Origin of the sequence: Nocardiopsis metallicus, from assembly GCF_014201115.1 — a bacterium.
GTDB lineage: Bacteria > Actinomycetota > Actinomycetes > Streptosporangiales > Streptosporangiaceae > Nocardiopsis > Nocardiopsis metallicus.
In genome coordinates, this window is sequence record NZ_JACHDO010000001.1 from 3,561,436 (window position 1) to 3,584,969 (window position 23,534).

Consider the following 23,534-nt stretch of genomic DNA (forward strand, 5'->3'; position numbering starts at 1 on the left):
GGTCACGGGGAGGAAAAACCCTCCCCACAGACCGTGCGAAACCCCCCAGTCGCACGACTCACACACGCCCAACCACGCGCCCCCGTACGTTTCAGTCTCTGGCACAGGCCAGAATTACGGACATGGCCCGTACTACTTCCCGTCCCCCCGAGGATCTCGCCGAGAAGATCATCGACATCGACGTCTCCGAGGAGATGCGCGGCAGCTTCCTGGAGTACGCGTACTCGGTGATCTACCAACGCGCGCTGCCCGACGCGCGTGACGGTATGAAACCGGTCCAACGGCGCATCCTCTACCAGATGAACGAGATGGGCCTGCGGCCCGACCGCGGGCACGTCAAGTGCGCCCGTGTCGTCGGGGAGGTGATGGGTCGGCTCCACCCCCACGGCGACTCCGCCATCTACGACGCCCTGGTGCGGCTGAGCCAGTCCTTCGCCATGCGCGTGCCGCTGGTCGACGGCCACGGCAACTTCGGTTCGCTGGGCGGCGACGACGCCCCCGCGGCCATGCGCTACACCGAGGCCCGTCTGGACAGCGCCGCCGAGCTGCTCGTGTCCTCCATCGAAGAGGACGTCGTCGATTTCAAGCCCAACTACGACGGTCAGGAGACCGAACCCGAGGTCCTTCCCGCGGCCTTCCCCAACCTCCTGGTCAACGGCGCCTCCGGCATCGCCGTGGGCATGGCCACCAACATGGCCCCGCACAACCTGGGCGAGGTCATCGCGGCCGCCCGACACCTGATCGCCAACCCCGAGGCCAGCCTGGAGGAGCTCACCGAGTTCGTCCCCGGCCCCGACCTGCCCACCGGCGGCAGCATCGTCGGCCTCGACGGCATCCGCGACGCCTACCGCAAGGGCCGCGGCACCTTCAAGACCCGCGCCACCGTCGCCATCGAGAAGGTCTCCGCCCGCCGCACCGGCCTGGTCGTCACCGAACTGCCCTACAGCGTCGGCCCCGAGAAGGTCATCAGCCGCATCAAGGAGCTGGTGCAGTCCAAGAAGCTCCAGGGCATCTCGGACCTGAAGGACCTGACCGACCGCAACCAGGGCCTGCGCCTGGTCATCGAGCTCAAGAACGGCTTCAACCCCGAGGCGGTCCTGGAGGAGCTCTACCGGCTCACGCCGATGGAGGAGTCCTTCGGCATCAACAACGTGGCCCTGGTCGACGGCCAGCCGCAGACCCTGGGCCTGCGCGAGCTGCTCGAGGTCTACGTCAACCACCGCCTCGAAGTGGTCCGCCGCCGCAGCGAGCACCGCCGCAAGAAGCGCCAGGAGCGCCTGCACCTGGTCGCCGGGCTGCTCGTCGCCCTGCTCGACATCGACCGCGTCATCGCGCTCATCCGCGAGGCCGACGACACCGCCATGGCCCGTGAGTCCCTCATGGGCGCCTACGAGCTGTCCGAGATCCAGGCGCGCTACATCCTCGACACCCCGCTGCGCCGGCTGACCCGCTTCGACCGGCTGGAGCTGGAGACCGAGCGGGACAAGCTCAACCAGGAGATCGAGGAGCTCACCTCCATCCTGGAGTCGGACAAGAAGCTGCGCCGGGTGGTCTCCAAGGAGCTCAACGACGTCTCCAAGAAGTTCGCCACCCCGCGCCGCACCCAGCTGCGCGAGGCCGACGGCGCGGCCCGCGCCGCGGTGATCCCGCTGGAGATGGCCGACCAGCCCTGCCACGTGCTGCTGGGCGTGGAGGGCCGCATCGCCCGGACCAAGGGCGCGACCCCTCCGCGTGTCTACGCGGGCCTGCGCGCCCCGCACGACGCGATCGAGGTGTCGGTCCCGACCACCTCGCGCTCGGACATCGGGTTCGTCACCGACCTGGGCCGGATGATCCGCGTCCCGGTGGTGGAGCTGCCCGAACTCCCCGAGGACGGCGAGGGCGAGCCGGAACGCCCGCCCCTGGCCGCGGGGCTGGACGTGGGTGAGTTCGTCCAGCTCGACGAGGGTGAGCGCGTGGTGTCGGTGGTGTCCATGAACGCCACGGGCCCCGGATTCGCCGTGGGTACCGTGGGCGGTGTGGTCAAGCGCGTCGCACCGGACTTCCCGCCCAACAAGGACGACTTCGAGATCATCACGCTCAAGGACGGTGACCGGGTGATCGGCGTCACCCAGCTGTCCACCGGCGAGGAGGACCTGGTCTTCGTCACCTCCGAGGCGCAGCTGCTGCGCTTCTCGGCCGCCACCACCCGCCCGCAGGGCCGCCAGGCGGGCGGTGTAGCGGGGGTACGCCTGTCCGACGAGGCCCGCGTGCTGTGGTTCGGCGCGGTCTCCAGCCCCGAGGACTCGGTCGTGGTGACCGTCTCGGGCAGCAGCAGCGCCCTGGAGGGCACGCAGTCCGGATCAGCCAAGGTCACCCCGTTCGCCGCCTACCCGTCGAAGGGCCGGGCCACCGGCGGTGTACGCTGCCACCGCTACCTCAAGGGCGAGGACACCCTGCTGTTCGCGTGGGTGGGACGCGCCCCGGCCCGCGCTTCGCGGGCCGATGGCAAGCAGGTCCGGCTGCCGGACCTGACCGAGCGCAGGGACGGCTCGGGGGAGGCTCTGACGAGTCCCATCGCCACGGTCGGTAGCGGCCAGACCGACTCCGGGATCACCGCTCCCGGGTCGGGCGCCTGAGTTTCGCGCAACATGCCGTGCACACGGGTGTGCTTACCTGTGTGCACGGCATCGCCGCGCACCCGAGAGACATAGGGAGTTACACAACCTGAGCGCTAACACCGACGCCACCCCTCCCCCAGGGCCGTTCGACGACGTCTTCGGCGCCAACGCCGCCTACATCGAGGAGTTCTCACTCACCGGCCTCAAGCCGCTGGCGGCACGCGGCCTCGCCCTGGTGACCTGTATGGACTCCAGGATCGAGCCGCTGGACATGCTCGGCCTGAAGCCGGGTGACGCGAAGATCCTGCGGAACGCGGGCGCCCGGGTCACCGACGACACCCTGCGTACCCTGGTCCTGGCCGTGTACCTGCTGGGGGTCGAACGCGTGCTGGTCCTGCCGCACACCCGCTGCAAGATGGCGTCGGTGGAGAACGACGACGTCGTGCACGACCTCATCATGAGCGAGTACGGCGTGGACACACGCAGCCTGGAGTTCCACACCGACAACGACCAGTTGGGCGCGCTCAAGCACGACCTGGAGCGCATCAGGCACCACCCGCTGCTGCCCAAGGGCCTGCCGGTGGCCGGTGCGATCTACGACGTGGACAGCGGGAAGGTCACCCCGACCGGCCTCTGATCCGGGCTGCGCTCCGTGGGTGAAGGTGTCGTGGCGGCCGGGCGCGGGGATCACTCCTGTGGGTGGTCGAACCACCCGCCCCCGGGCCCCGCACCCGCCTCGTCCATCCCCCGGGAATGCGATCACCCCCGTGACCGTTGAGACCCGGGACGGTGTGACACCGTCGAGAGGAGCACCGTGGAAGAGAGCACCTACGACACCTTCAACCAGGCCCGTATGTTCCTGGAGCTGGGCGATCCCATCTACGCCGCCCGCACCCTGGAACCCGTCGTGGAGAACGAACCGGGCAGCCGTTCCCTGTTGGAACTGCTGGGGCGCGCCTATTTCCAGTCCGCACAGCTCAACAAGGCAGAGTCGACCTTCCGCAAACTCATCGAACTCGACCCGGTGGACAACTGGGCGCACATCGCCCTGGCCCGCACCCTGGAGCGGCAGAGCCGCCACGAGGAGGCGGCCACCTACCGCCGCATGTACTCGGTGATGACCGGCGGTTCCCTGGACTGACCACCGCCGCCGCGAGGCCGGGTCCCCGTGACCCGGCCCTTCGTGTGCGCGGAGCGGTCCGCTCCGGCGGAATCGTCGGGATCGGCCCGGTCGAGTGCCGGATAACCTGCAAGGCATGGCTCCCACCGCAGACAGTCCAGACCCGGGGATCCCCTGGGTCGACCGATGTTCCGACAGTGTCCGGTCCTGGGCCGACGAGGCCGTCCGGAAGGTGATAGCGGACGACACCCGTTCGGCCGACACCCACCTGCACGTGTTCCCGCTGCCCCCGGAATGGGGCATCGACCTGTACCTCAAGGACGAGTCGGTGCACCCCACCGGCAGTCTGAAGCACCGGCTGGCGCGGTCACTGTTCCTGTACGGGCTGGCCAACGGGTGGATCACCGAGGGAACCACGATCGTGGAGGCCAGTTCGGGTTCCACGGCGGTCTCGGAGGCCTACTTCGCCCAGTTGATCGGGCTGGACTTCATCACGGTGGTGCCGCGCAAGACCAGCCCGGAGAAGATCGCGCTGATCGAGCGCTACGGCGGCCGCTGCCACTTCGTGGACAACCCCCCGGACATGTACACCGAGGCCGAGCGCCTGGCCGCCGAGACCGGCGGCCACTACATGGACCAGTTCACCTACGCCGAGCGGGCCACGGACTGGCGGGGCAACAACAACATCGCCGAGTCGATCTTCGAGCAGCTCGCCATGGAGCGCCACCCCTGCCCGGACTGGGTCGTGGTGGGCGCGGGCACGGGCGGCACCTCGGCGACCATCGGGCGCTACCTGCGTTACCGGCGCCTGCACACGCGCCTGGCCGTGGTGGACCCGGAGAACTCGGCGTTCTTCCCCGGCTGGGTGACCGGTGCCGCCGACTACGCCACCGGTATGCCCTCCAGGATCGAGGGCATCGGCCGCCCCCGCATGGAGCCGAGTTTCGTGCCCTCGGTGATCGACCTGATGATGCCGGTGCCGGACGCCGCGAGCATCGCCGCGATGCGTCACCTGAACGACCTCACCGGCCGGTGCGCGGGCGGCTCGACCGGCACCAACCTGTGGGGCGTGTGGCACCTGGTCGCCAGGATGCTCCGTGAGGGCCGCGGGGGCAGCGTGGTCACCCTGATCTGCGACGGCGGCGAAAGGTACCAGCACAGCTACTACAACGACGACTGGGTGTCGGAGCGGGGCCTTGACCCCACCCCCTACCGGGCCGCCATCGACCGTTTCTTCGCCGACGGGGTCTGGGAACCGCCGAAGGCCCCCTGACGGGGAACGGTCGGCGCAGAGCACGGCAGCGGACAGCGAGGGGCGCCCGCGCCGACGGATCGGTCCGGGCACCCCTCGTCAGTACCGCTCGGGTACCGCCTAGGCGTCGATGCGCTCCAGGTCGAGCTCCTGGGCGCCCTCCTGGATGAACTTGCGACGCGGGGCCACCTCGTTGCCCATCAGCAGGTTGAACACGGACGCGGCCTCCTCGGCCTGCTCCACCCGGATCCGGCGCAGGGTGCGGTGGCGCGGGTCCATGGTGGTCTCGGCGAGCTGGTCGGCGTCCATCTCACCCAGGCCCTTGTACCGCTGCACCGGCTCCTTCCAGGAGATCTTGCGCTTCTCCAGGTCCAGCAGGGTGCGCTCGAGCTCGGCGTCCGAGTAGGTGTAGATGTAGCGGTCCTCGGGCTTGGCCCCGCGCTTGCGCCGAACGTTGGTCAGCTCGATGCGGTGCAGCGGCGGCACCGCCGCGTACACCCGCCCGGCCTCCAGCATCGGCCGCATGTACCGGTAGATGAGGGTGAGCAGCAGACAGCGGATGTGCGCGCCGTCGACGTCGGCGTCGGCCATGAGGATCAGGCGACCGTAGCGGGCCGCGTCGAGGTCGAAGGTCCGCCCCGAACCGGCCCCGATGACCTGGAGGATCGCGGCGCACTCGGCGTTCTTGAGCATGTCCGCGACCGAGGACTTCTGCACGTTGAGGATCTTGCCGCGGATGGGCAGCAGCGCCTGGAACTCCGAGTCGCGGGCGAGCTTGGCGGTGCCCAGCGCGGAGTCACCCTCGACGATGAACAGCTCGCTGTGCTCCAGCCCCTCGCTGCGGCAGTCCACCAGCTTGGCGGGCAGGGCCGAACTCTCCAGGGCGTTCTTGCGGCGCTGGGTCTCCCGCTGCTGCCGGGCGGCCAGGCGCGCCTTGGCGGCGCCCACGACCTTCTCCATGACGGTACGGGCCTTGGCCTTCTCCGCCTTCTTGGTGGAGGTGAGGAACTCGCGGAGCTCCTTGCCGACCACCTGGGAGACGATCCGGGAGGCCGCGGAGGTACCGAGGATCTCCTTGGTCTGACCCTCGAACTGCGGCTCGGGCAGGCGCACGGTGACGACCGCGGTCAGCCCTTCCTGGGTGTCGTCCTTGGTGACCGGGTCGTCGCTGTTCTTGAGCAGCTTGGTGGCGCGCAGCTGGTCGTTGATCACCCGGACCAGGGCCCGCTCGAAGCCGTTGATGTGGGTGCCGCCCTTGGGGGTGGCGATCACGTTGACGAAGGAGCGCACGGTGGTGTCGTAGCCGGTGCCCCAGCGCAGGGCCACGTCCACGTCCAGGCGGCGCTCGACGTCGGCGGGCACCATGTGGCCGGACTCGTCCAGTACCGGGACGGTCTCGGTGAAGTTGCCCGAGCCCTGGATGCGCAGGACGTCGCTGACCGGGTCGTCCGGGGCGAGGAAGGTGCAGAACTCGCTGACCCCGCCGTCGAAGCGGAAGTCCTCGGTGTAGGCGGGCTCGCCCTCGGCGCGCTCGTCGCGCACCGCGATGGTCAGCCCGGGTACGAGGAAGGCGGTCTGGCGGGCCCGGTCGAGGAGGTTCTGCCGGGCGATCTCGGCGTCCTTGAGGAAGATCTGCATGTCCGGCCAGAACCGGATGCGGGTGCCGGTGATCTTCTTGGCGACCTTGCGGATCTGCTCCAGGCCGGAGACCGGCGTGAACTCGGCGTCGGGGCCCTCGCCGGCGAAGCGTCCGGCGATGCCGCGGCGGAAGCTGATGGCGTGGGTGTGCCCCTGGCGGTCGATCTCCACGTCCACCCGGGCGGACAGGGCGTTGACGACGGAGGCGCCGACGCCGTGCAGGCCGCCGGCGGCGGTGTAGGAGGTGGAGCCGAACTTGCCGCCCGCGTGGAGCTTGGTCATGACCAGCTCGACACCGGGCAGGCCGGACTTGGGCTCGGTGTCCACGGGGATGCCGCGGCCGTCGTCCTTGACGGAGACGGAGCCGTCGCTGTGCAGGGTCACGTCGATGCGTCCGCAGAAGCCGCCCAGGGCCTCGTCGACGGAGTTGTCGATGATCTCCCACATGCAGTGCGTGAGGCCACGGCTGTCGGTGGACCCGATGTACATGCCCGGCCGTTTGCGCACCGCCTCGAGGCCTTCGAGGACCGACAGGTGCCGGGCGGAGTAGTCCCCGGGATCGTGGACGGCTGCGGTCAAGGCGGTCACTCGGACATCTCCTGCGTATCGAGGGCCATCGTGGCTGTGCGGTGCGTGCCCTTTGTACCGCGCCGCACCGACGGTTGAGGGGGCCAGGCTACGGCCAGCCGGGAGCTTTGCCGTGGCACGGCCGCGTGTGGGCGGGGTCGTGTCCCCCGGATGCGGGTCGCCGGCGTCGTCGCCGAGGCCGCTGTGACGGGCTCCACAGACCGACGTGGGGGTCGGAACGGACCGACGTGGGGGTCGGACGGGCCTGCCCCGCGCGAGACTACCACCTCTGGTGGATGCGACCTGGATACTCCCGGTTTCCGGGGATAGCCGGGCCTTACCAAGGGGTACAACAAGGAGTAGAAACGACGTCCATCAAGAAGGGCCCCAAAGCGTGCCATCCAGGCATGAACCGGGCGGATTCCGCTGTCGGCGTACAGGGGAGCCGGTTGGGAACGTCTGGGTCGGGTTAGATGTTGTCAGAGGTGACTAACGCCGAGTATTGAGGATGGCGAAGTGACTGGAACCCTTGCCCCCACTCAGCCGCTGACGGCTGCTGACCGCTGCGACCGCTGTGGCGCACAGGCGTACGTCCGGGTGCTGCTTAACTCTGGCGGCGAACTCCTGTTCTGTGCACACCACATGCGCAAGCACGACGACTCACTCCGCAAGATCGCCTCGGACATCCAGGACGAGACGGACAAGCTCACCGAGAGCAAGAAGGACGCGGAAGAGCGTTAGCCACGACGACCACGAAACGTCGACGGCGGTCCCCGGGGTATCGGGGGCCGCCGTCCTCGTTGTGCCGCCCTCGTTGCGCCGCTCTCGTCGTGAGGGGTGCGGATGCCCAGCGGGGTCAGGACCGGTTCGGGGGTGACCTCCGAGGTCAGTCCGCCAGCACCCGGTTGTGGTAGCGCGAGACCTCCTCGAACCCCGCTCCCCGGTACAGCCGCAGGGCGGCTTCGTTGTCGGCGACCACGCACAGGTAGGCGCGGCGGGCTCCCTTGTCGTGCGCCCAGGCCAGCAGGTCCGCCAGGATCGCCCCGGCCACCCCCCGGCCCCGTGCGGCGCGGGCGGTGACCATCCCGCAGATCGCCACCGACTCCCCGTCCAGCACCGCGCAGCCGCGGCCGTCCCCGCTCTCGTGGACCCCGTAGGCTGCGGTGACCCCGCTCAGGATGCGCACGACGCCGTCGGCCCACTCCGGGGAGACGCCCGTCTCGGCGAAGAGCTCGGTCCAGCGCTCCGTCGGGCCGTCCGAGACCAGGGTCGCCCCCGGCCCCCGGGGACGCTCGGTGAGCTCTCGGGCCAGCACCAGGGTGGGCTCCACCACCGCGTAGCCCTGCTCGGCCAGGCGTGCGTCCACGGCCTCCTCCCCCGGCCACACCTGCACGCAGGGACGCAGCCCGTGTCCGCGGTAGAACGCGGTGACCTCCGCGACGTCAGCACCGGGGTCCTCCACCAGGGCGCAGTTGGCCCGCTTGGTGAACCCCTCCGCGAGCCCGAACCGCCAGCCGCCCCGCGACTCGCTGTGGAACGGGGGCCAGTCCCTGGTCACCCGTGCCGCCCATGCGTGCATGTTCGCTCCCTCACTGTCCCTGGTGTCGGAAGCGGCACATCCTATCCGGCCGGGCACGCCCTAACATGGGCAGGCCCCCACCGCACACGCCCCGTCCCACCCGAGACCGCACCCGCGACCTGGAGAGTTCATGTTCATCCTGCTCCCGCCCTCCGAGGGCAAGGCCACCTCCGGCGAGGGCCCCCGCCTGGACCCGGGGGCGCTGGTCCTGCCGGAACTGGCACCGGCCCGGGAACGGGTGGTAACCGCGCTGACCGAACTCTGCTCCGGACCCGAGGACACCGCACGCGAGGTCCTCGGGCTGTCCGCGGGCCAGGCCGACGCCGTCAAGCGCAACCTCGACCTGGCAACCGCGCCCACGCTGCGCGCCGCCGACCTCTACACGGGTGTGCTCTACGACCGCCTCGGCCTGCCCGGGCTGCTGGCCGAGCACGGCGACCGCGCCCGCGAGCGGATCCTGGTCTTCTCCGGCCTGTGGGGGGTCGTGGGCGCCGCCGACCAGCTTCCGCCCTACCGCCTCTCCATGGGCGTGAAGCTGCCGCCGCTGGGCGCTCTGGGCGCGTACTGGCGCAAGGCGATGACCGCCCCGCTCGGGGAGCTGACGGAGGGGAGCCTGCTGGTGGACTGCCGTTCGGCGGCCTACGCGGCGGCTTTCAAGCCCACCGGGGCCGCGGCCGAGCGCACCGTGGCGGTGCGCGTGCTCCGCGAGCGCGAGGTGGCCGGGGTGACCAAGCGCTCCGTGGTCAGCCACATGGCCAAGGCCGCCCGCGGCGACATCGCCCGTGCCCTGGTCAGTGAGAACGTCCAGGCGGAGACGCCCGAGGAGCTGGTCTCGGCGCTGCGCGACCTCGGGCACGCCGTGGAGCTGCCACCCGCGGGCAGGCCGGGGACCGCGCGCACGATGGACGTCGTCATCCGCGACTGAGCTCACCCCGGTGATCCCGCCCCCGAACCCCAGACCGCGGCCCCGCGCCGGTGCCGCTACCGGCGGCCGAACCCGTACCGAAGGGGGTTCCCTGACGCGTGAAACGGGGCCCGGGTGACTTTATGCCGCACCTACAGTGCGTGGGGCAGCATGGTTCGCGTCGGATGGAGATCGGACTCCGTGCGGGGACAGTGAGTGCCTGATGTCATGCGAGGGACACGCGGGGGTCGCCACACCCGTGAGCAGGCAGGGGGCACAAACGCCAGGCGCGCCCTCCCGAATCACCTTCGGGAGGGCGCGCCTGTTCTGCTTTTCAGTTGTCCTGCTTCAGCCTGGGACGTCAGTCTTCACCGGGACCGGCTGCGTCGGTCGCGTGGGGCGGATCGTCGGGGGACCCGCCGCACACGTCCTAGTCCAGGTAGTCGCGGAGCACCTGGGAGCGCGACGGGTGACGGAGCTTCGACATCGTCTTGCTCTCGATCTGCCGGATGCGCTCGCGGGTGACCCCGTAGACCTTGCCGATTTCGTCTAAAGTCTTCGGCTGGCCGTCGGTGAGACCGAAGCGCATGGAAACGACGCCGGCCTCGCGCTCGGACAGGGTGTCCAGCACCGAGTGCAGCTGCTCCTGGAGCAGGGTGAAGCTGACCGCCTCGCCCGGCTGGATCGCCTCGGAGTCCTCGATGAGGTCACCGAACTCGCTGTCGCCGTCCTCGCCCAGCGGGGTGTGCAGGGAGATCGGCTCGCGGCCGTACTTCTGCACCTCGACGACCTTCTCCGGGGTCATGTCGAGTTCCTTGGCCAGCTCCTCCGGGGTGGGCTCGCGGCCCAGGTCCTGGAGCATCTGGCGCTGGACGCGGGCCAGCTTGTTGATGACCTCGACCATGTGCACCGGGATACGGATGGTGCGGGCCTGGTCGGCCATGGCGCGGGTGATGGCCTGGCGGATCCACCAGGTGGCGTACGTGGAGAACTTGAAGCCCTTGGTGTAGTCGAACTTCTCCACCGCGCGGATCAGACCGAGGTTGCCCTCCTGGATCAGGTCCAGGAACAGCATGCCGCGACCGGTGTAGCGCTTGGCCAGGGACACGACCAGACGCAGGTTCGCCTCGAGCAGGTGCTTCTTGGCGCGCCCACCGTCCTCGGAGATCCACTCGAGCTCGTCGCGGAGCTCGAAGGTGAGGACGTCGTCCTCCTCGGCCAGCTTCTCCTCGGCGAACAGGCCGGCCTCGATGCGCTTGGCGAGCTCGACCTCCTGCTCGGCGTTGAGGAGCGGGACCTTACCGATCTGCTTCAGGTAGTCCTTGACCGGGTCCGCGGTGGCGCCGGCCGCGACCACCTGCGGGGTGGGCGCGTCGTCGTCATCGTCGTAGAGGACGAAGGAGTCGTCGTCCTTGCTCGGCTTGACCGGGGCGCCGACCGTCTCGGGCTTGGCGGGCTTGGCCTCCTTCTCGGAGTCGGTCGAGTCCTCGACCAGCTCCAGCTCGGCGCCGGTGTGCTCGAGGTCGTCGTCCAGGCCCTCGTCGGCGAACTCGCCGGGGCCCGAAGCGAGCTCCAGGTCCTTCTTCGCCGACTTCTTGGTCGCCGCCGCCTTCTTGGCCGGAGCCTTGGCGGTGGTCTTCTTGGCCGCGGCCTTCTTGGGGGCGGCGGCCTTCTTCGCGGTCGCCGCCTTCTTGGCCGGGGCCTTCTTCGCGGTCGCCGCCTTCTTGGCCGGGGCCTTCTTCGCGGTGGGGCCTTCGGCGGAGTCGACGACGGCGGTGACCGTCTCCGGCTGTTCCTGGGCGGCCGCCGCACGGGCGGGCTTGGCGGCCCGACTCGTGGTCGTGGTCGAGCGGGTGGTGGTCGTGCTGGACCGAGGGGCAGCCGTCTTGCGCCGCGTGGTCTTGCGCCGCGAGGAGGCCGACTCCGGAACGAGGACCGTCACGCCCTCCTTGGCGAGGCTTCGGAGCACGGACTGCGCCTGCGACATCGGAATTTCGGCCTCTTCGAAGGCACGGCGCACGTCCTCGGGCTCAAGAAAGCCCTGGGACCGCCCACGCTCGATCAGCTGCTGAATGACGGGCTCTTGCAGTGACTCGGACTGCTTCGAGCGAGTCGAACTGGCAGATGACACAAACACCTCTCGAACGGACGTGTGGCGAGAATTGATCGAACCCGGTGGTCCGGTTCGGCCGGGACCGGGCACTGCACCCTCTCCCACCTGCGGCCTGGGATCGTCCCCACTGGGCGGGGAAGCCGGATTCACCTCCGCTTCGCGGGGCGCGGCGGCTTCTTCACTGTAGGCAAGGCAATGGACTTGTTCGTACGGTCTACCGCTCCGTCGCGGAATCGATCACCGGAAGCTGAACGGCGAGCAGAGTGACATCATCGTCCTGCTCATACCCTTCGAGCATGCTCTCAACAAGGTACTCCAGCATCTGCTGTGGATCGCCCACCACTTCGGGCTGAGCCGCGGACGCCACCCTGACGAGTTCGTCGAGACCGGCGTCGACGGATCGTTTGCGGTTCTCAACCAGTCCATCGGAGTAGAGGGCGACAGTGTTACCGGGTTGGACGAAGAATTTGTGATGACCCCTCGCAGAGCTGACGCCGAGCGGTGTGTCGGGCTCGGTGTCGAGCAGCGAGGGCCCGGCGTTCCCGGCGACCACGAGCGGCGGAAGATGACCCGCGTTGCTGAGGTCGAGCTGTCCGGTGACCGGGTCCAGGACGAAGTAGACCAGGGTCGTCACCTGGTCCATTCCCTCTGTGGCCGTGAACATGCGGTCGAGTCCGGTCAACACATCGGCCGGTTCGGGCATGGAGAACGCAAGTGCGCGCAACGCGTTACGGATCCGGCTCATTCCCGCGGCGGCCTGGATGCCCTTGCCCATGACGTCGCCGAGGACCCCGGCGACCCGGCCGTCGGACAGGAGGAAGGCGTCGTACCAGTCGCCGCCCACCTGCACGTGCTGTGAGCCCGACCGGTAGTAGGCCGCCAGCCGCACCCCTGCCACCTGGGGGAGCTCCTCGGGCAGCAGGCTGCGCTGGAGCTCCTCGGCGGTGCCGTGTTCGCGCTCGTAGACGATGGCCCGGCCGATGGCCAGGGCGCACTGCCCGGCGAGCGCCTCCAGGAAGACGCGCTCCTCGTCGGTGACGTCGCGCTGGGCGTCGAAGGAGAAGCGCAGGGCCCCGATGGGGCGGCCAGCGGCCATCATCGGCAGCGCCACCCAGGCGCGCTCCCCGGTGCGTTCGAGCAGGGCCTCGACCTCGGGCGCGTTCTCCGTGAGTTCGCGCAGCTCGGTGGGGCTGGCGGCCAGGATGGGCGTCTGCTCGGCCACCGCCCTGGCCGCGACGTCGGGGTAGTCCAGCGAGAAACCGCGCTCGGGCAGGCCCACCCAGCCGTCGGCGGAGAGCATCCGCAGGCGCAGCCGGTCCCGGTCGAAGAGGGCCACGGAGGTGTGGTCGGCGCCCACGCCGGAGCGGCCGATCTCGGACATGGCCTGGACGACCTCGTCGGCGGTGAGCGCCTCAGCGAGGTCGGAGGTGGCCTTCTGGAGGCGGGCGGTGCGCATGGCCGCCTCGCTGAGCTGCTGGTTGAGCCGCTGGCGGAGTTCGTCGGCCTCACGCTCGGTGGTGATGTCGACCAGGGTGCCGACCCACTCGGCGGTCTCCGCTCCGTCCATGATCGGGTTGGCGCGCGCCCGGTAGTGGATGTGGCCGCCCGCACGGGTGCGCACGCGGAACATGGCGTCGAAGGGCGTGACGTCCAGGACGGCGTCCTCCCAGGCCCGTGCGACGCGGGGCCGGTCGTCGGGGTGGAGCGCGTCGAGCCAGCCACGGCCGAGGTAGGCGTCCAGGTCCTGGCCGGTGATGGTCCGCCACTGGGGGCAGTCCTCGCGGATGTCGCCGCCGGGGCCCGCGGACCAGACGATCTGGTTGCCCGCCTGGAGCAGGGCGCGCAGGCGCTGATCCTCGCGGTGGGAAGCGCCGTCCTCGTGGTCGCGGGCGGCGATGAGCGCGATGTGCTGGTCCCCGTTGGCGGGGTCGTTGACCGGGAACCAGGTCAGGTGCCAGGTCTGCCCGGAGGGGGTGCGGTGGCGGCCGCGTACGGCGTGACCGCTCTCACGCACGCTCCGCACCGAGTCGCGGTGGGCAACGGCCCCGGCGGGGTCGTCGGCCTGCCTCAGGGCTTCGTCGGGGGTGCGGCCCAGGCAGCGGGCGGGGGTGCTGCCGAAGACGGTGGCCATGCGGGGGTTGATGGAGACGAAGACGTCGTCGGGGCCCAGGAGCGCGAATCCGATGGGGGCGTCGGTGAGGAGGGATTTCACCGCGTCTGGCAGTTCCGCCACGCTGATCCGGGGTGGGGGAATGGACGTCTCGGCGCTCAACTGCTCGACACCTCCGGAACCGTCGGATTCCCCAGCCGTGTTTCGATGGGGGTTTTTCTGGACCGCGTGGTCCCCTGCGCACCTGTGCCCACCGCCCGTTCGCGACGGCGCTGTGGCGCGGGGTACGCGGCGCCGATTCCGGTCGGGGGCTCCACGGCTCCCAGGAGTCACGCTCCATGACTCCTCTCGGCCGCTGTCACGGCTCAAGCATAAGACACACCGACTCACACGCAACGGCCGTCGGGGCGGGGGACCTACCGTGGACACGGAAGGTAAATGTTAGGCCACAGGCCCCCCTCGACACAGCCGACCGGGGGTTTTGCGGGCGTGTTTTCCCATAATTACCAACGATGAGCAAGGGTGGCCGGTTTGCGGCGAAATCTTCGAAACAGGGTTGTTATATGTCCGAAACGTCCTTTTCGCCTTGTTGACCTGCGGTGATGGCGTGACTCGAGTAAACGGCACCTCCCCCAGGTTTTATCAACAGCGTGCCGCGAGAGGGGTTGACAGTCCGTCCAGAACAAGTGGAATGGGTGAAGGTCACCGTCCAGGCCATCTTCAGCTAGGGGTGTGAGCGAGAATGCTCCAGACCTTCCCGGTCCAGGATCTCAGACAGATCTCGGCGCGGCTACACGACGAGTTCAGCGGGCTGTCCCACCGCTGCGTCGAGCGCTGTGTCAGCGACACCTGGAACTGCGTCGAACACCTGGGCATCACGGTCACACCACACCTCGTCGAGCGGGTCGCCCGCGAGCACCTCGAGGCCATGGTGAACTCCGTGCCGCCCTCAACCGTACGAAAGAGCCTCCGTCGGCCGGGAACCACACTGTTCGCCGGTCACCGAGCGGTTCCCGAACCGCGCTGAACCGACGCACGGAGTCGGGCACGGACCTCTGGGGTTCGTGCCCGGCTCCGTGCTGTCCGCGGGTCGTCGCCACTCGGGGATCCGGCGTCACACGGGCCGCACGGCCCGATCTCCACAGGCTTTGGTCCCGTTGTCCACAAGCGGGAGCACACCCTGTTCCAACTGGCATACGCTTCAGACCGTGCCCTCCCCTTCGCCCTCACCCACCGGCCCCGACGTTCCCGCCGCAGCCTTCGAGGAGATGCTGCGCGCGGCCAGAGCGCTGCTCGCCATGCGGCACCCGCTCGACGCCGAGCTGGCCTTCAGCGAGCTTCTGGGCACCTGGTGGGGCGAGCGGCTACCAGGGGTGGACGTCGAGCGGCTGCTCGGCGAGGGGCTGATCACGCACGCCACCGCCTCCGGCAAGCCGGCGGGGCTGGGCGTGCTGGCCGCGATCACCGCGCTGGGCACCTCCGCCTCCCAGCGGGAGCTGGCCGAACAGGGGATGATCGCCCTGCGCGAGCGGGGGTTGCAGGCCCCGGCCTGGGCCGCACAGCTCGGCGCGGTGACCCCCGTGGCCGTGTACGTCAGCAACGACCGCTTCGGCGACACCGACGACGTCGTGTGCGTGTTCAGCCGGGACGCGCCGGACAGCGGCGGCTCGCTACCGCCCGAGCACGCCCTGATCCTGGTCCTGGACCACAACAGCGGCGGACTGCTGCGCGACGTGTGGGTGACCACCAAGGTGGACCTGCTGCTCGAACAGTGTCGCGAACGCGCCCGCGGCGACGACTTCGCCCACTTCGAACAACTGGAGCTGAGTGAGGCCAGGGCCCTGCTCTCCCGAGCCCTGGAACGCACCGAACGCGTGGTCACGGGCGCCGCCGCGGACCCTTCCGCCGGGCCCACGGTGGAGCCGGTGGGGATCTCCGCCGCCGACCTGACCGGGGGTTCGCTGGCCGCGCACTTCGCGCTGGTCGCCTCCCGGGTGCAGCGCCTCCCCCAGCCGCCCGAGGGAGTGCCGACCTCGCCCGTCCCGGTGTGGCGGCGCGACAGCCGCGCCGTACTGGCCGCCCGGTTCCTCGCCTCGGACCAGGCGGCCGAACTCTCGGACTCCTACGCGGCGAGCCGCTGCGCGGACCACATCATCGCGCACGGCTGCGACGTGGACTCCGGACGGCCGCTGCGGGTGAGCCCGCGCAAGGTGGAGTCGTTCCTGCTGCACTGGCTGCCCGGCCGGGTGGTGCTGCTGCCCGAGGAGCAGGAGTCCATGCCGCACGTCCTGGCGGCCTGGGTGCGCTGGGCCGGTTCCCGCACCCAGCTGCCGGAGGCCCTGGTCGGCGCGACCCTGGACGCGGTCTGGGAGACCACCTCGGCCTTCACCAAGACCTACCGCGATCCGGCCCGCCCTCTGGGCCTGCGCCAGGAGGCGGTGCGCCGTCTGCTCCCGGACGGCGACTTCGCCTCCCTGGCCCGCAGGATGTTCGCCTTCCCCCTGTTGGCCAGCGAGATCGTCACGGGTGCGCCGGAGGAGTTCGACCCGGACACCTCCAAGGGCCGCCGGGCGCTGCTGCGGCTGGACCACTACGGCGAGTACGAGGCCGCCACTCCGCACAACGGCCGCCACCACTCCACCGGCCAGGACCGTTGGTACCGCCCGGTCACCGGCAGGGACCCCGAGCGCGAACGAGAACTGGACCGCCACGAACGCCTCGCCAAACGCCTGTGGGACGGCCGCCCGGCCAACCTGTGGGCGGCGGCCCGCCGCATGCTCGACCAGGGCCAGGACCGCCCCACGGTCCTGTCCGCCCTCACCGAGGTCCTGTTCAGCGCCACCAGCGAGAGCGACCTCCGCCGCCGCCTGGACGCCCTCTGAGGGGCTGCACTAGCTTCTCCGGCATGGCGAATCTCGTATTGGCGGCAGGGGCCTGGCTCGGTGCGTGGGCGTGGGACGGGGTGGTCCCAGAGCTCCGGGCTTCCGGGCACCGGGCCTGTCCCCTGACTCTCTCGGGTCTGGGCGACCGACCGGAACCGGTCGGGCAGCAGGCGCACGTTCAGGACATCGTCGACGCGGTGGAACGGCTCGACCTTCGCGACGTCGTCCTGGTCGGGCACAGCTACTCGGGCATCCCGGTCGGCCAGGCGGCCGAGCGGATCGGGGACCGGCTGCTGCACGTGGTGTTCGTGGATTCCAACGTTCCCGCTGACGGCGAGTCGTTCCTGTCCGCCTGGCCCGGGGGCCGGGCGATGGTGGAGAACTCCCTCGCCGAACACGGAGGCTTCTGGGCGCCGCTGCCCGCCGACGAGTACGCGGGACAAGGGCTGACAGAGGAGCAGATCTCACGGATCGTGGCCGGTTCGAGGCCGCATCCCGGGGCGACACTGACCGAACCGGCGGTCCTGGAGCGCCCGCTCGGCGAGCTTTCGGCGACCTACGTCAAATGCCTCCTCGACGGCCCCGAACCCGGCCCCGACGTCGCCGAGCTCCTCAGGGGCGACAGCTGGAACCTGGCCACGATGGACACCGGCCACTGGCCCATGTTCTCCCAGCCGCACGAACTGGCCGGGCTCCTCGTCGACGCGACCGAAGGCGCCGAGGCCGCGCGGACCCCTGAAGGCGTCGGACAGGGCCGCGAGCAGGTCTTCAGCCGCGACGGGGTGTGGGGCGAACGGGGCTGAGCCGCTACCGGGGAACTCGGGCGGTCAGGCCAGCATCCGCTGCTTGAGGCTCTCGATGGTGCCGCCGGAGAGCTTGAGGCCGTTGACGACGTAGTTGTCGAAGGAGCCGTAGAGCTCCTCGATGTGGGTGTAGGCCGTGTCCAGGTAGTCGGCGCGGACGCGGGTCATGGGCTGCACGTCCTCCCAGGGCAGACCGCTGTGCCTGGACAGTTCGCGCATCCAGAAGTCGGTGTTGGCCTGGCGTTCGTTGCTGGTCAGGTAGTCCTCGGTGACCGCCTCGCGCTCCACCCCGAGGAGGGTGAGCAGCAGGGCGGCCCCCCAGCCGGTGCGGTCCTTGCCGGCGCTGCAGTGGAAGACCAGGGACGTGGGCCCCTTGGCCGCGCGTTCGACCAGGTCGCGGTAGCCCTCCAGGGCCTCGGCGTCGGAGACCAGTTCGCGGTAGACGTTGAACATGAACCGCTCGGCCGCCCCGTCGCTGAACATCGCGCGAGCCCGCTCCGGGTCCGCGAGCGTCTCGACGAAGTTCGCCCCCGCCGCCTCGGCGTTCTGGACACCGACGGCGGCGTACTCCGCGCCTTCGGGGACCAGGTCGGGGAGGCGGTCGCGTTCGTGGTGGGTGCGCAGGTCGATCAGCTGGCGGATGCCGAGGCCCTGGTAGGTCGGCAGGTCCTGTTCGGAGACGCTGTGCAGGGCGTCGGAGCGGAAGAGGAGACCGTCGCGTACGGTGCGGCCTTCCTTCGTGCGGTGACCACCGAGGTCGCGGAAGTTGGGGGCACTGGGGAGGAGGAAACCGTCATTCTTCACGTCCGTGACGATACCTACAGCCCCGGTGCCCCGCCAGAACCAGGTCAGGCCTTCCCGCGCATGGCCTCGATCTCGGCCCCCGCCTCCTTGACGTCCTTGGCGGTGTCCACCCCGCGCCAGAAACCGTCGATGCGGTAGGCCGCCAGCTTCCCCTCCTTGGCGAGGTCGGGGAAGGTCGAGGACTCGTGGTCGCCCCTGACCGGTAGGAGCGGGGTCAGACCCGGCTCGAACAGGTAGACGCCCGCGTTGATCCACACCGGCAGCAGGGGGCTCTGGGTGAAGCCCTCGATGCGGTCGTCCCCGTCGACGTCCACGATGCCCCAGGTGGTGCGGAACTGGGCCAGTGCCAGGGTGCCGAGGGCGCCCTTGGCGCGGTGGCGCGCGGTCAGTTCGTCGAGGGGGAACCAGGTGAGGACGTCACCGTTGAGGGCGAAGTACGGGGCTTCGGGGTCCCGTAGGCCGGTGGCGGCGTAGCGCAGGGCACCGCCGCGGCCCAGCGGCTCGTCCTCGACCAGCAGGGTGATCTCGGGCCCGCCCCGCCGTGCTGCGAGGTGTTCGCGGAGGACCTCGGCCTTGTACCCGCAGGAGACGACGACCTGCTCGACTCCGTGCGAGGACAGCCACTCCAGCTGGTAGTCGATGATGGGCCGTCCGGCCACCTCCACCATCGCCTTGGGGCGGGTATCGGTGTAGGGCCGCAGCCGGGTGGCCTGTCCACCGGCGAGGATCAGGGCCTGCTTGACGGGGGGCGCGGAGGATGAGGGCGAAGCGGTCATGTACTGGACAGTAGCAGGACGGGGTACCAGGATCCCTAGCTGTTCTGGGTGGCGTCGGCGTAGGCCCTGCGGACGTCCTCGCTGGTGACCACGGTCAGCTCGGCCGCCGTCGCCGACTCCCCCACATCCTGGGAGACCCGCAGGTCGCGGTGGGAACAGGCCCGCTCGTAGAGCGAACGGGCGAAGCGGCCGTTGCCCAGTTCGTCGATCCACCCGGTGGCGCACACGTGCGTGAAGATGCTGTGCAGGTCCTCGCGCGCGGTGTCGTCGAAGACGTCGCCGGTGCGGGCCGCCACGGTGTCCGCGATCTCGGACAGCTCCTCGGGGCTGTAGGACGGAAACCGCACCCGCACGTTGAACCGGGAGGACAGCCCGGCGTTGGAGGCCAGGAAGCGGTCCATCTCGTCGGTGTAGCCGGCCAGGACCACCACGAGGCGGTCGCGGTCGTCCTCGGCCCGCTTGAGCAGGGTCTGGATGGCCTCGGCCCCGAACGCGTCGCCGCCGCTGTAACCGGGGTTGACCAGGGAGTAGGCCTCGTCGACGAACAGCACCCCGCCCAGGGCGCGGTCGATCAGCCGGTTGGTCTTGACGGCGGTCGCGCCCAGGTGCTCACCGACCAGGTCGGCGCGCTGGGCCTCCACGACCTCGGCCCGGCCCAGCATGCCCAGGGCCGAGAAGACCCGGCCGAGCACGCGCGCGACCGTGGTCTTGCCGGTACCGGGCGGACCGGAGAAGACGAAGTGGCGCATCGGCGGCTGGTGCGGCAGCCCCTGTTCCTCACGCAACCGCGCCACCCGCAGCTGCGCCACCAGGGAGCGCACCTGTTCCTTGACCGGTTCCAGGCCGATCATGCCGTCGAGTTCGGCCATCGCCTCCTCCAGGCCCGGGGACTCCCCGAAGCCCGGCAGGCGGGAGGTGAGTTCGGAGTAGGCGGTCTCGACGTCGGTGGTGAGCACGGTGACCAGGGCGTCCGGGCTGGGACGGAGCCCGGGTTCGTCGCCGCTCACCCCCGAGGTGACCACGCGCACGTCGCGGGCCTGGGAGGCCTTCTCCACCATGGAACGGGCGAAGCGGCCGTTGCCGAGCTCGTCGATCGCCTCGCGCTGGACCGCCTGTTCGAACCGCTGCCGAAGCGTGCGGGCGGCCTCGGGTTCGAGGGAGTCCCCGCGCTGGGCGACGAGATTCTCGGCGATCCGGAGCAGCTCGGCGGAGGAGTAGCTGGGGAAGCTGATCCGGGTGGCGAACCGCGAGGCCAGACCCGGGTTGGAGGCAAGGAAGGCGTCCATCTCCTTCTCGTAACCGGCCAGGATGACGACCAGTTGGTCGCGGTCGTCCTCGGCCCGCTTGAGCAGGGTCTGGACGGCCTCGTTACCGAACCGGTCAGCCTGGCCGTCACCCTCGTTGACCAGGGAGTAGGCCTCGTCGACGAACAGCACCCCGCCCAGGGCGCGGTCGATGAGCTCGTTGGTCTTGATGGCGGTGGCGCCCAGGTACTCGCCGACCAGGTCGGCGCGCTGGACCTCCACGACCCGGGATGTGGGCAGGAGCCCGAAGGAGTGGAAGATCGTGGCGAGGGTGCGGGCCACACTGGTCTTGCCGGTACCCGGCGGCCCGGAGAAGACCAGGTGGCGCAGGGGACGCTCCACGGAGAGCCCGGCGTCGGCGCGCAGTCGGGCGGCCTCGATGGAGGCGGCGATCCCGCGAACCTGCTGTTTGACCGGGTCCAGGCCGATCATGTTCTCGAGCTCGGCCAGGGCCACGTCGACCGGGACGGGTTCCTCCTCGGCGTCGGCGCCGTCCTCGGCGGCCTTGCCCCGGCGGACCCCGTCCGAGCCGCGGCCGCGCACGCTCTCGGCATCCCCCCTGCGGCCGGGACCGGTTCCCGGCCCCGGCCCCGCGGGCCCGCGCTGGCCCCCACCCGGTTGAACCCCGCCCGGCTGCGGTCTGGACGTGCCGTCCCTACGCTTCTCGTCGTTCTCACGGCTCTCCTTGGCCACCTGCCCGGAGGCGAGCAGGCGCCACAGCAGTCCTGCTCCCGCGGCGACGTAGAGCGCGGCGATCCCGGCACCGCCGGGGAAGGGTTCGACGATCATGCCGAGCAGCGCCACGGAGAACCCGAGGACGAGCCCCGCGGTCAGCGCGAGCAGGCAGGTGTGCCAGACGGGGAACTCACGGGCACGGCTGGCCGCCAGGGCCACCAGGAAGGGCAACGGCAGGACCAGCAGGGTGACCGGCTGGGCGGTGAGCGGGATCTGGAAGAGCGGTACCGCGATGAGCAGCCACACCACCGAGACCACCACGGTGAGGAAGGCGTCGAGGGAGCGCATCAGGGCGGAGAAGGCCACCAGCAACAGCACGGTGCCGAGCACGAACCTGAACACGGGCAGGCTCAGGACGAGGGCGACGACGGCGACCACCGTGACGATCACCAGTGCGGCCACCAGCCGCCGACCGAGGGGGATCCGGTGGTAGAAGGCGCGTAGGCGGTCCAGTCCCGAGGCGCGGTCGGCCTGCGCGGCGGCGGTGGAGCGCAGTTCGCGCGTCATCCATAGCCCCTTCCTGCGTGGGGGTCGCGTGGTCGGCCCGGGGGCGGGCCGGGGTCGGAGGGGGCCGACACCCGCGACGCGACCGTGGCTGTGGCCGTGAACGCGGCTGCTCGTGTTCCTTGGGGCGGGTGCGGTCGGCCACCCGTGCGGCAGGCGGGCACACCCCGGAGAACAGCCTTGCCCCAAGTGGGGCCGGATGTCCAGTGCGGAGCGGCGTGTCGCGGGTCCGCTCGGGCCCGCTCGGGGCCTCGGGTTCCGGGCGCCCCGGCCGGGGGCAGCGGGTTCAGAGCAGCGGGATCTGACCGTCGGGGGCGGGGCGCACCCGGCGCAGGTGGCGCCATCGGGGCAGGTTGTCGAGGTAGGCCCAGCTCATGCGGTGATAGGGGGTGGGCCCTGCCTCGGCCAGGGTGGCCCGGTGAGTGGGCGAGGGGTAGCCCGCGGCCTTCTCGAAACCGTAGCCGGGGTGCTCCTCGGCGATCTCGGCCATGAGGGAGTCCCGGCGTACCTTGGCCAGGATCGCGGCTGCGGCCACGCTCACGCAGGTCAGGTCGCCCTTGACCTGGGTGCGCACCCGCCAGGGGCGGCCGATGAAGTCATGCCGGCCGTCGAGGAGCACCGCGTCGGGGCGGGGTTCCAGGGCGTCCAGGGCGCGGCGGGCGGCCCGGTGCAGGGCCTCGGTCATACCGAACTCGTCGATCTCGGCCACCTCGGACCAGCCGAAGGCGTGATCGGCCACCCACGGCTCGATCTGCGCGGCGAGCTCGCGGCGCCGTTTCGGGGTCAGGCGTTTGGAGTCGGTGAGCCCGGCGGGCGGTTCGCCCTGACCGGGGACCGCGGCGCAGACCAGGAGGGGCCCGGCCCAGGCGCCCCGGCCCACCTCGTCCACCCCGGCCACCACGCGCGCACCCGCGGCGCGGAGTTCGCTCTCGATCTCGAGGGTGGGCGCGGGAGGCGGGCCGCTCTTGCGGGCGGAGCTGTTCTGCTGGCGAATCGTCGGCACGCCACAACCCTAGAGCGGGCGGGTGACCTTCCGTGCCGGTTCGGCCGAGGACCGCCGGGGCCCGCCGGAACCGACGGGCCCAATCCGGTGGGTTTTGCGCGACTCTCCGAGAGTGACACCGGGTAAGTGAGCGCTACTTTCGGTAGTTTCCGCTTGTTGGAACCGCCGCGCCGGGTTGCCGAAAGGAATGGACATGCAGCGCACCAGGCCGATGATGCGGCCCGAACCCCCACCGAAACGCTCCACCCGTCCCACCCGATCCACCCTGGCCACCCGGTCGGCCAAGCCCTCCATCCTGCGCGGCCGCCTCTACGACGTCATCTCCGCCGCCACCCGCGTGGGCGTGGGCTGGGTGTTCGCAGAGTACGGCCTGGCGCTGCGCGGCCAGGAGGATCTGGTCGCCGAGCGACTGTCCGACGCCGGGATGCCCGTCGCCGCCTTCGCAGCGCCGTTGGCCCCGGCCCTGTTGGTCGCGCTCTCCGTGGCCTTCGCCGTGGGCCTGCTCACATGGCTCACCGGGCCGCTCCTGGCCCTGTCCGCCGTGGTCGGCACCCTCACCGTCGGGGCCGCGCACCTGTCCCCGTTCGACTCCTGGGGAGCGACCGCGCTGGTCACGGCGGTGTGCGTCCTGATGGCGGTGGGTGGTGGACGGTGGTCCTGGGACTACCTGGTCCTCTCACCACGGCCCCTGGTGCCCCGACCTGTCCGGCGCCGGGCACCGTCGACGGCACGGGGGAAAGCTCCCGCTATTTCGCCCCGTCGCCCCGAACACGCCCCGCCTCTGCTCTATCCTGTGGAACAGGCCGCACAACAACGGCCGTATCGACTGTGACGCGGCCC

18 protein-coding genes are annotated in these 23,534 nt (G+C 70.5%); 10 read left to right on the forward strand and 8 right to left on the reverse strand.

Annotation, left to right across the window (positions count from 1 at the left end):
* Positions 1-122: 122 nt before the first annotated feature.
* From HNR07_RS15510 to HNR07_RS15525, 4 genes are all read left to right on the forward strand, one after another.
* Positions 123-2,618 carry a DNA gyrase/topoisomerase IV subunit A gene (locus HNR07_RS15510; protein WP_184365611.1) on the forward strand — a complete coding sequence of 832 codons (2,496 nt, stop codon included), beginning with the start codon at positions 123-125 and terminating at the stop codon, positions 2,616-2,618.
* An 88-nt stretch (positions 2,619-2,706) separates the two neighbouring features.
* A complete protein-coding gene (locus HNR07_RS15515; protein ID WP_184372072.1) occupies positions 2,707-3,237 on the forward strand; it encodes a beta-class carbonic anhydrase in 531 nt (176 codons plus the stop codon).
* Positions 3,238-3,414: 177 nt separating this feature from the next.
* Positions 3,415-3,741, forward strand: coding sequence for a tetratricopeptide repeat protein (locus HNR07_RS15520; RefSeq protein ID WP_017583384.1), 327 nt, complete (start codon positions 3,415-3,417; stop codon positions 3,739-3,741).
* 115 nt (positions 3,742-3,856) lie between these two features.
* Entirely contained in the window at positions 3,857-4,993 is a 1,137-nt protein-coding gene (locus HNR07_RS15525; RefSeq protein ID WP_184365612.1) for an L-cysteine desulfhydrase Cds1, read from the forward strand.
* A gap of 99 nt (positions 4,994-5,092) precedes the next feature.
* Here the strand turns inward: HNR07_RS15525 and HNR07_RS15530 are convergent, their stop codons facing one another.
* Entirely contained in the window at positions 5,093-7,198 is a 2,106-nt protein-coding gene (locus HNR07_RS15530) for a DNA gyrase/topoisomerase IV subunit B (protein ID WP_184365613.1), read from the reverse strand.
* Positions 7,199-7,693: 495 nt separating this feature from the next.
* On the opposite strand from HNR07_RS15530, the gene HNR07_RS15535 reads away from it, so the two are divergent.
* Entirely contained in the window at positions 7,694-7,918 is a 225-nt protein-coding gene (locus HNR07_RS15535; RefSeq protein ID WP_026119599.1) for a DUF7455 domain-containing protein, read from the forward strand.
* Between the two features lie 145 nt (positions 7,919-8,063).
* Here the strand turns inward: HNR07_RS15535 and HNR07_RS15540 are convergent, their stop codons facing one another.
* On the reverse strand, positions 8,064-8,756 hold the full coding sequence (locus HNR07_RS15540) for a GNAT family N-acetyltransferase (protein WP_184365614.1): 693 nt from the start codon (positions 8,754-8,756) through the stop codon (positions 8,064-8,066).
* 130 nt (positions 8,757-8,886) lie between these two features.
* Between HNR07_RS15540 and yaaA the strand changes: the two genes are divergently transcribed.
* The gene (gene yaaA / locus HNR07_RS15545; RefSeq protein WP_184365615.1) at positions 8,887-9,681 is read left to right on the forward strand and encodes a peroxide stress protein YaaA; all 795 of its coding nucleotides are present in this window, start codon (positions 8,887-8,889) and stop codon (positions 9,679-9,681) included.
* Positions 9,682-10,090: 409 nt separating this feature from the next.
* Here the strand turns inward: yaaA and HNR07_RS15550 are convergent, their stop codons facing one another.
* The gene (locus HNR07_RS15550) at positions 10,091-11,791 is read right to left on the reverse strand and encodes an RNA polymerase sigma factor (protein ID WP_184365616.1); all 1,701 of its coding nucleotides are present in this window, start codon (positions 11,789-11,791) and stop codon (positions 10,091-10,093) included.
* Positions 11,792-11,987: 196 nt separating this feature from the next.
* Positions 11,988-14,045 (reverse strand): SpoIIE family protein phosphatase, encoded by a 2,058-nt coding sequence (locus HNR07_RS15555; RefSeq protein ID WP_184365617.1) that lies wholly within the window; start codon positions 14,043-14,045, stop codon positions 11,988-11,990.
* A gap of 580 nt (positions 14,046-14,625) precedes the next feature.
* Between HNR07_RS15555 and HNR07_RS15560 the strand changes: the two genes are divergently transcribed.
* The 3 genes from HNR07_RS15560 (at position 14,626) to HNR07_RS15570 (ending at position 17,568) form a co-directional block, all read left to right on the forward strand.
* The gene (locus HNR07_RS15560; protein ID WP_184365618.1) at positions 14,626-14,910 is read left to right on the forward strand and encodes a hypothetical protein; all 285 of its coding nucleotides are present in this window, start codon (positions 14,626-14,628) and stop codon (positions 14,908-14,910) included.
* Positions 14,911-15,151: 241 nt separating this feature from the next.
* Positions 15,152-16,765 (forward strand): hypothetical protein, encoded by a 1,614-nt coding sequence (locus HNR07_RS15565; RefSeq protein ID WP_184372075.1) that lies wholly within the window; start codon positions 15,152-15,154, stop codon positions 16,763-16,765.
* A gap of 23 nt (positions 16,766-16,788) precedes the next feature.
* Positions 16,789-17,568 (forward strand): alpha/beta hydrolase, encoded by a 780-nt coding sequence (locus HNR07_RS15570; protein WP_221318828.1) that lies wholly within the window; start codon positions 16,789-16,791, stop codon positions 17,566-17,568.
* A gap of 24 nt (positions 17,569-17,592) precedes the next feature.
* Here the strand turns inward: HNR07_RS15570 and HNR07_RS15575 are convergent, their stop codons facing one another.
* The 4 genes from HNR07_RS15575 to HNR07_RS15590 form a co-directional block, all read right to left on the reverse strand.
* Positions 17,593-18,372, reverse strand: a complete 780-nt coding sequence (locus HNR07_RS15575) for a tyrosine-protein phosphatase (RefSeq protein WP_184365619.1) — start codon at positions 18,370-18,372, stop codon at positions 17,593-17,595.
* Between the two features lie 44 nt (positions 18,373-18,416).
* Positions 18,417-19,148: a nucleotidyltransferase family protein gene (locus HNR07_RS15580; protein ID WP_184365620.1), complete on the reverse strand. Its 732-nt coding sequence runs from the start codon at positions 19,146-19,148 to the stop codon at positions 18,417-18,419.
* 35 nt (positions 19,149-19,183) lie between these two features.
* Positions 19,184-21,694, reverse strand: a complete 2,511-nt coding sequence (locus tag HNR07_RS15585; protein ID WP_184365621.1) for an AAA family ATPase — start codon at positions 21,692-21,694, stop codon at positions 19,184-19,186.
* Between the two features lie 283 nt (positions 21,695-21,977).
* Positions 21,978-22,685 carry a ribonuclease HII gene (locus HNR07_RS15590; RefSeq protein ID WP_184372077.1) on the reverse strand — a complete coding sequence of 236 codons (708 nt, stop codon included), beginning with the start codon at positions 22,683-22,685 and terminating at the stop codon, positions 21,978-21,980.
* A gap of 196 nt (positions 22,686-22,881) precedes the next feature.
* On the opposite strand from HNR07_RS15590, the gene HNR07_RS15595 reads away from it, so the two are divergent.
* On the forward strand, positions 22,882-23,526 hold the full coding sequence (locus HNR07_RS15595; RefSeq protein ID WP_184365622.1) for a DoxX family protein: 645 nt from the start codon (positions 22,882-22,884) through the stop codon (positions 23,524-23,526).
* The last annotated feature ends 8 nt before the right edge of the window (positions 23,527-23,534 follow it).

What these genes read in the sequence shown, in the direction of transcription:
- HNR07_RS15510 (WP_184365611.1), top strand. Translation starts at nt 123, where the DNA reads ATGGCCCGTACTACTTCCCGTCCCCCCGAGGATCTCGCCGAGAAGATC.
- HNR07_RS15525 (WP_184365612.1), top strand. Translation starts at nt 3,857, where the DNA reads ATGGCTCCCACCGCAGACAGTCCAGACCCGGGGATCCCCTGGGTCGAC.
- HNR07_RS15540 (WP_184365614.1), bottom strand. Translation starts at nt 8,756, where the DNA reads ATGCACGCATGGGCGGCACGGGTGACCAGGGACTGGCCCCCGTTCCAC.
- yaaA (WP_184365615.1), top strand. Translation starts at nt 8,887, where the DNA reads ATGTTCATCCTGCTCCCGCCCTCCGAGGGCAAGGCCACCTCCGGCGAG.
- HNR07_RS15560 (WP_184365618.1), top strand. Translation starts at nt 14,626, where the DNA reads ATGCTCCAGACCTTCCCGGTCCAGGATCTCAGACAGATCTCGGCGCGG.
- HNR07_RS15565 (WP_184372075.1), top strand. Translation starts at nt 15,152, where the DNA reads ATGCTGCGCGCGGCCAGAGCGCTGCTCGCCATGCGGCACCCGCTCGAC.
- HNR07_RS15570 (WP_221318828.1), top strand. Translation starts at nt 16,789, where the DNA reads ATGGCGAATCTCGTATTGGCGGCAGGGGCCTGGCTCGGTGCGTGGGCG.
- HNR07_RS15580 (WP_184365620.1), bottom strand. Translation starts at nt 19,148, where the DNA reads ATGACCGCTTCGCCCTCATCCTCCGCGCCCCCCGTCAAGCAGGCCCTG.
- HNR07_RS15585 (WP_184365621.1), bottom strand. Translation starts at nt 21,694, where the DNA reads ATGACGCGCGAACTGCGCTCCACCGCCGCCGCGCAGGCCGACCGCGCC.
- HNR07_RS15595 (WP_184365622.1), top strand. Translation starts at nt 22,882, where the DNA reads ATGGACATGCAGCGCACCAGGCCGATGATGCGGCCCGAACCCCCACCG.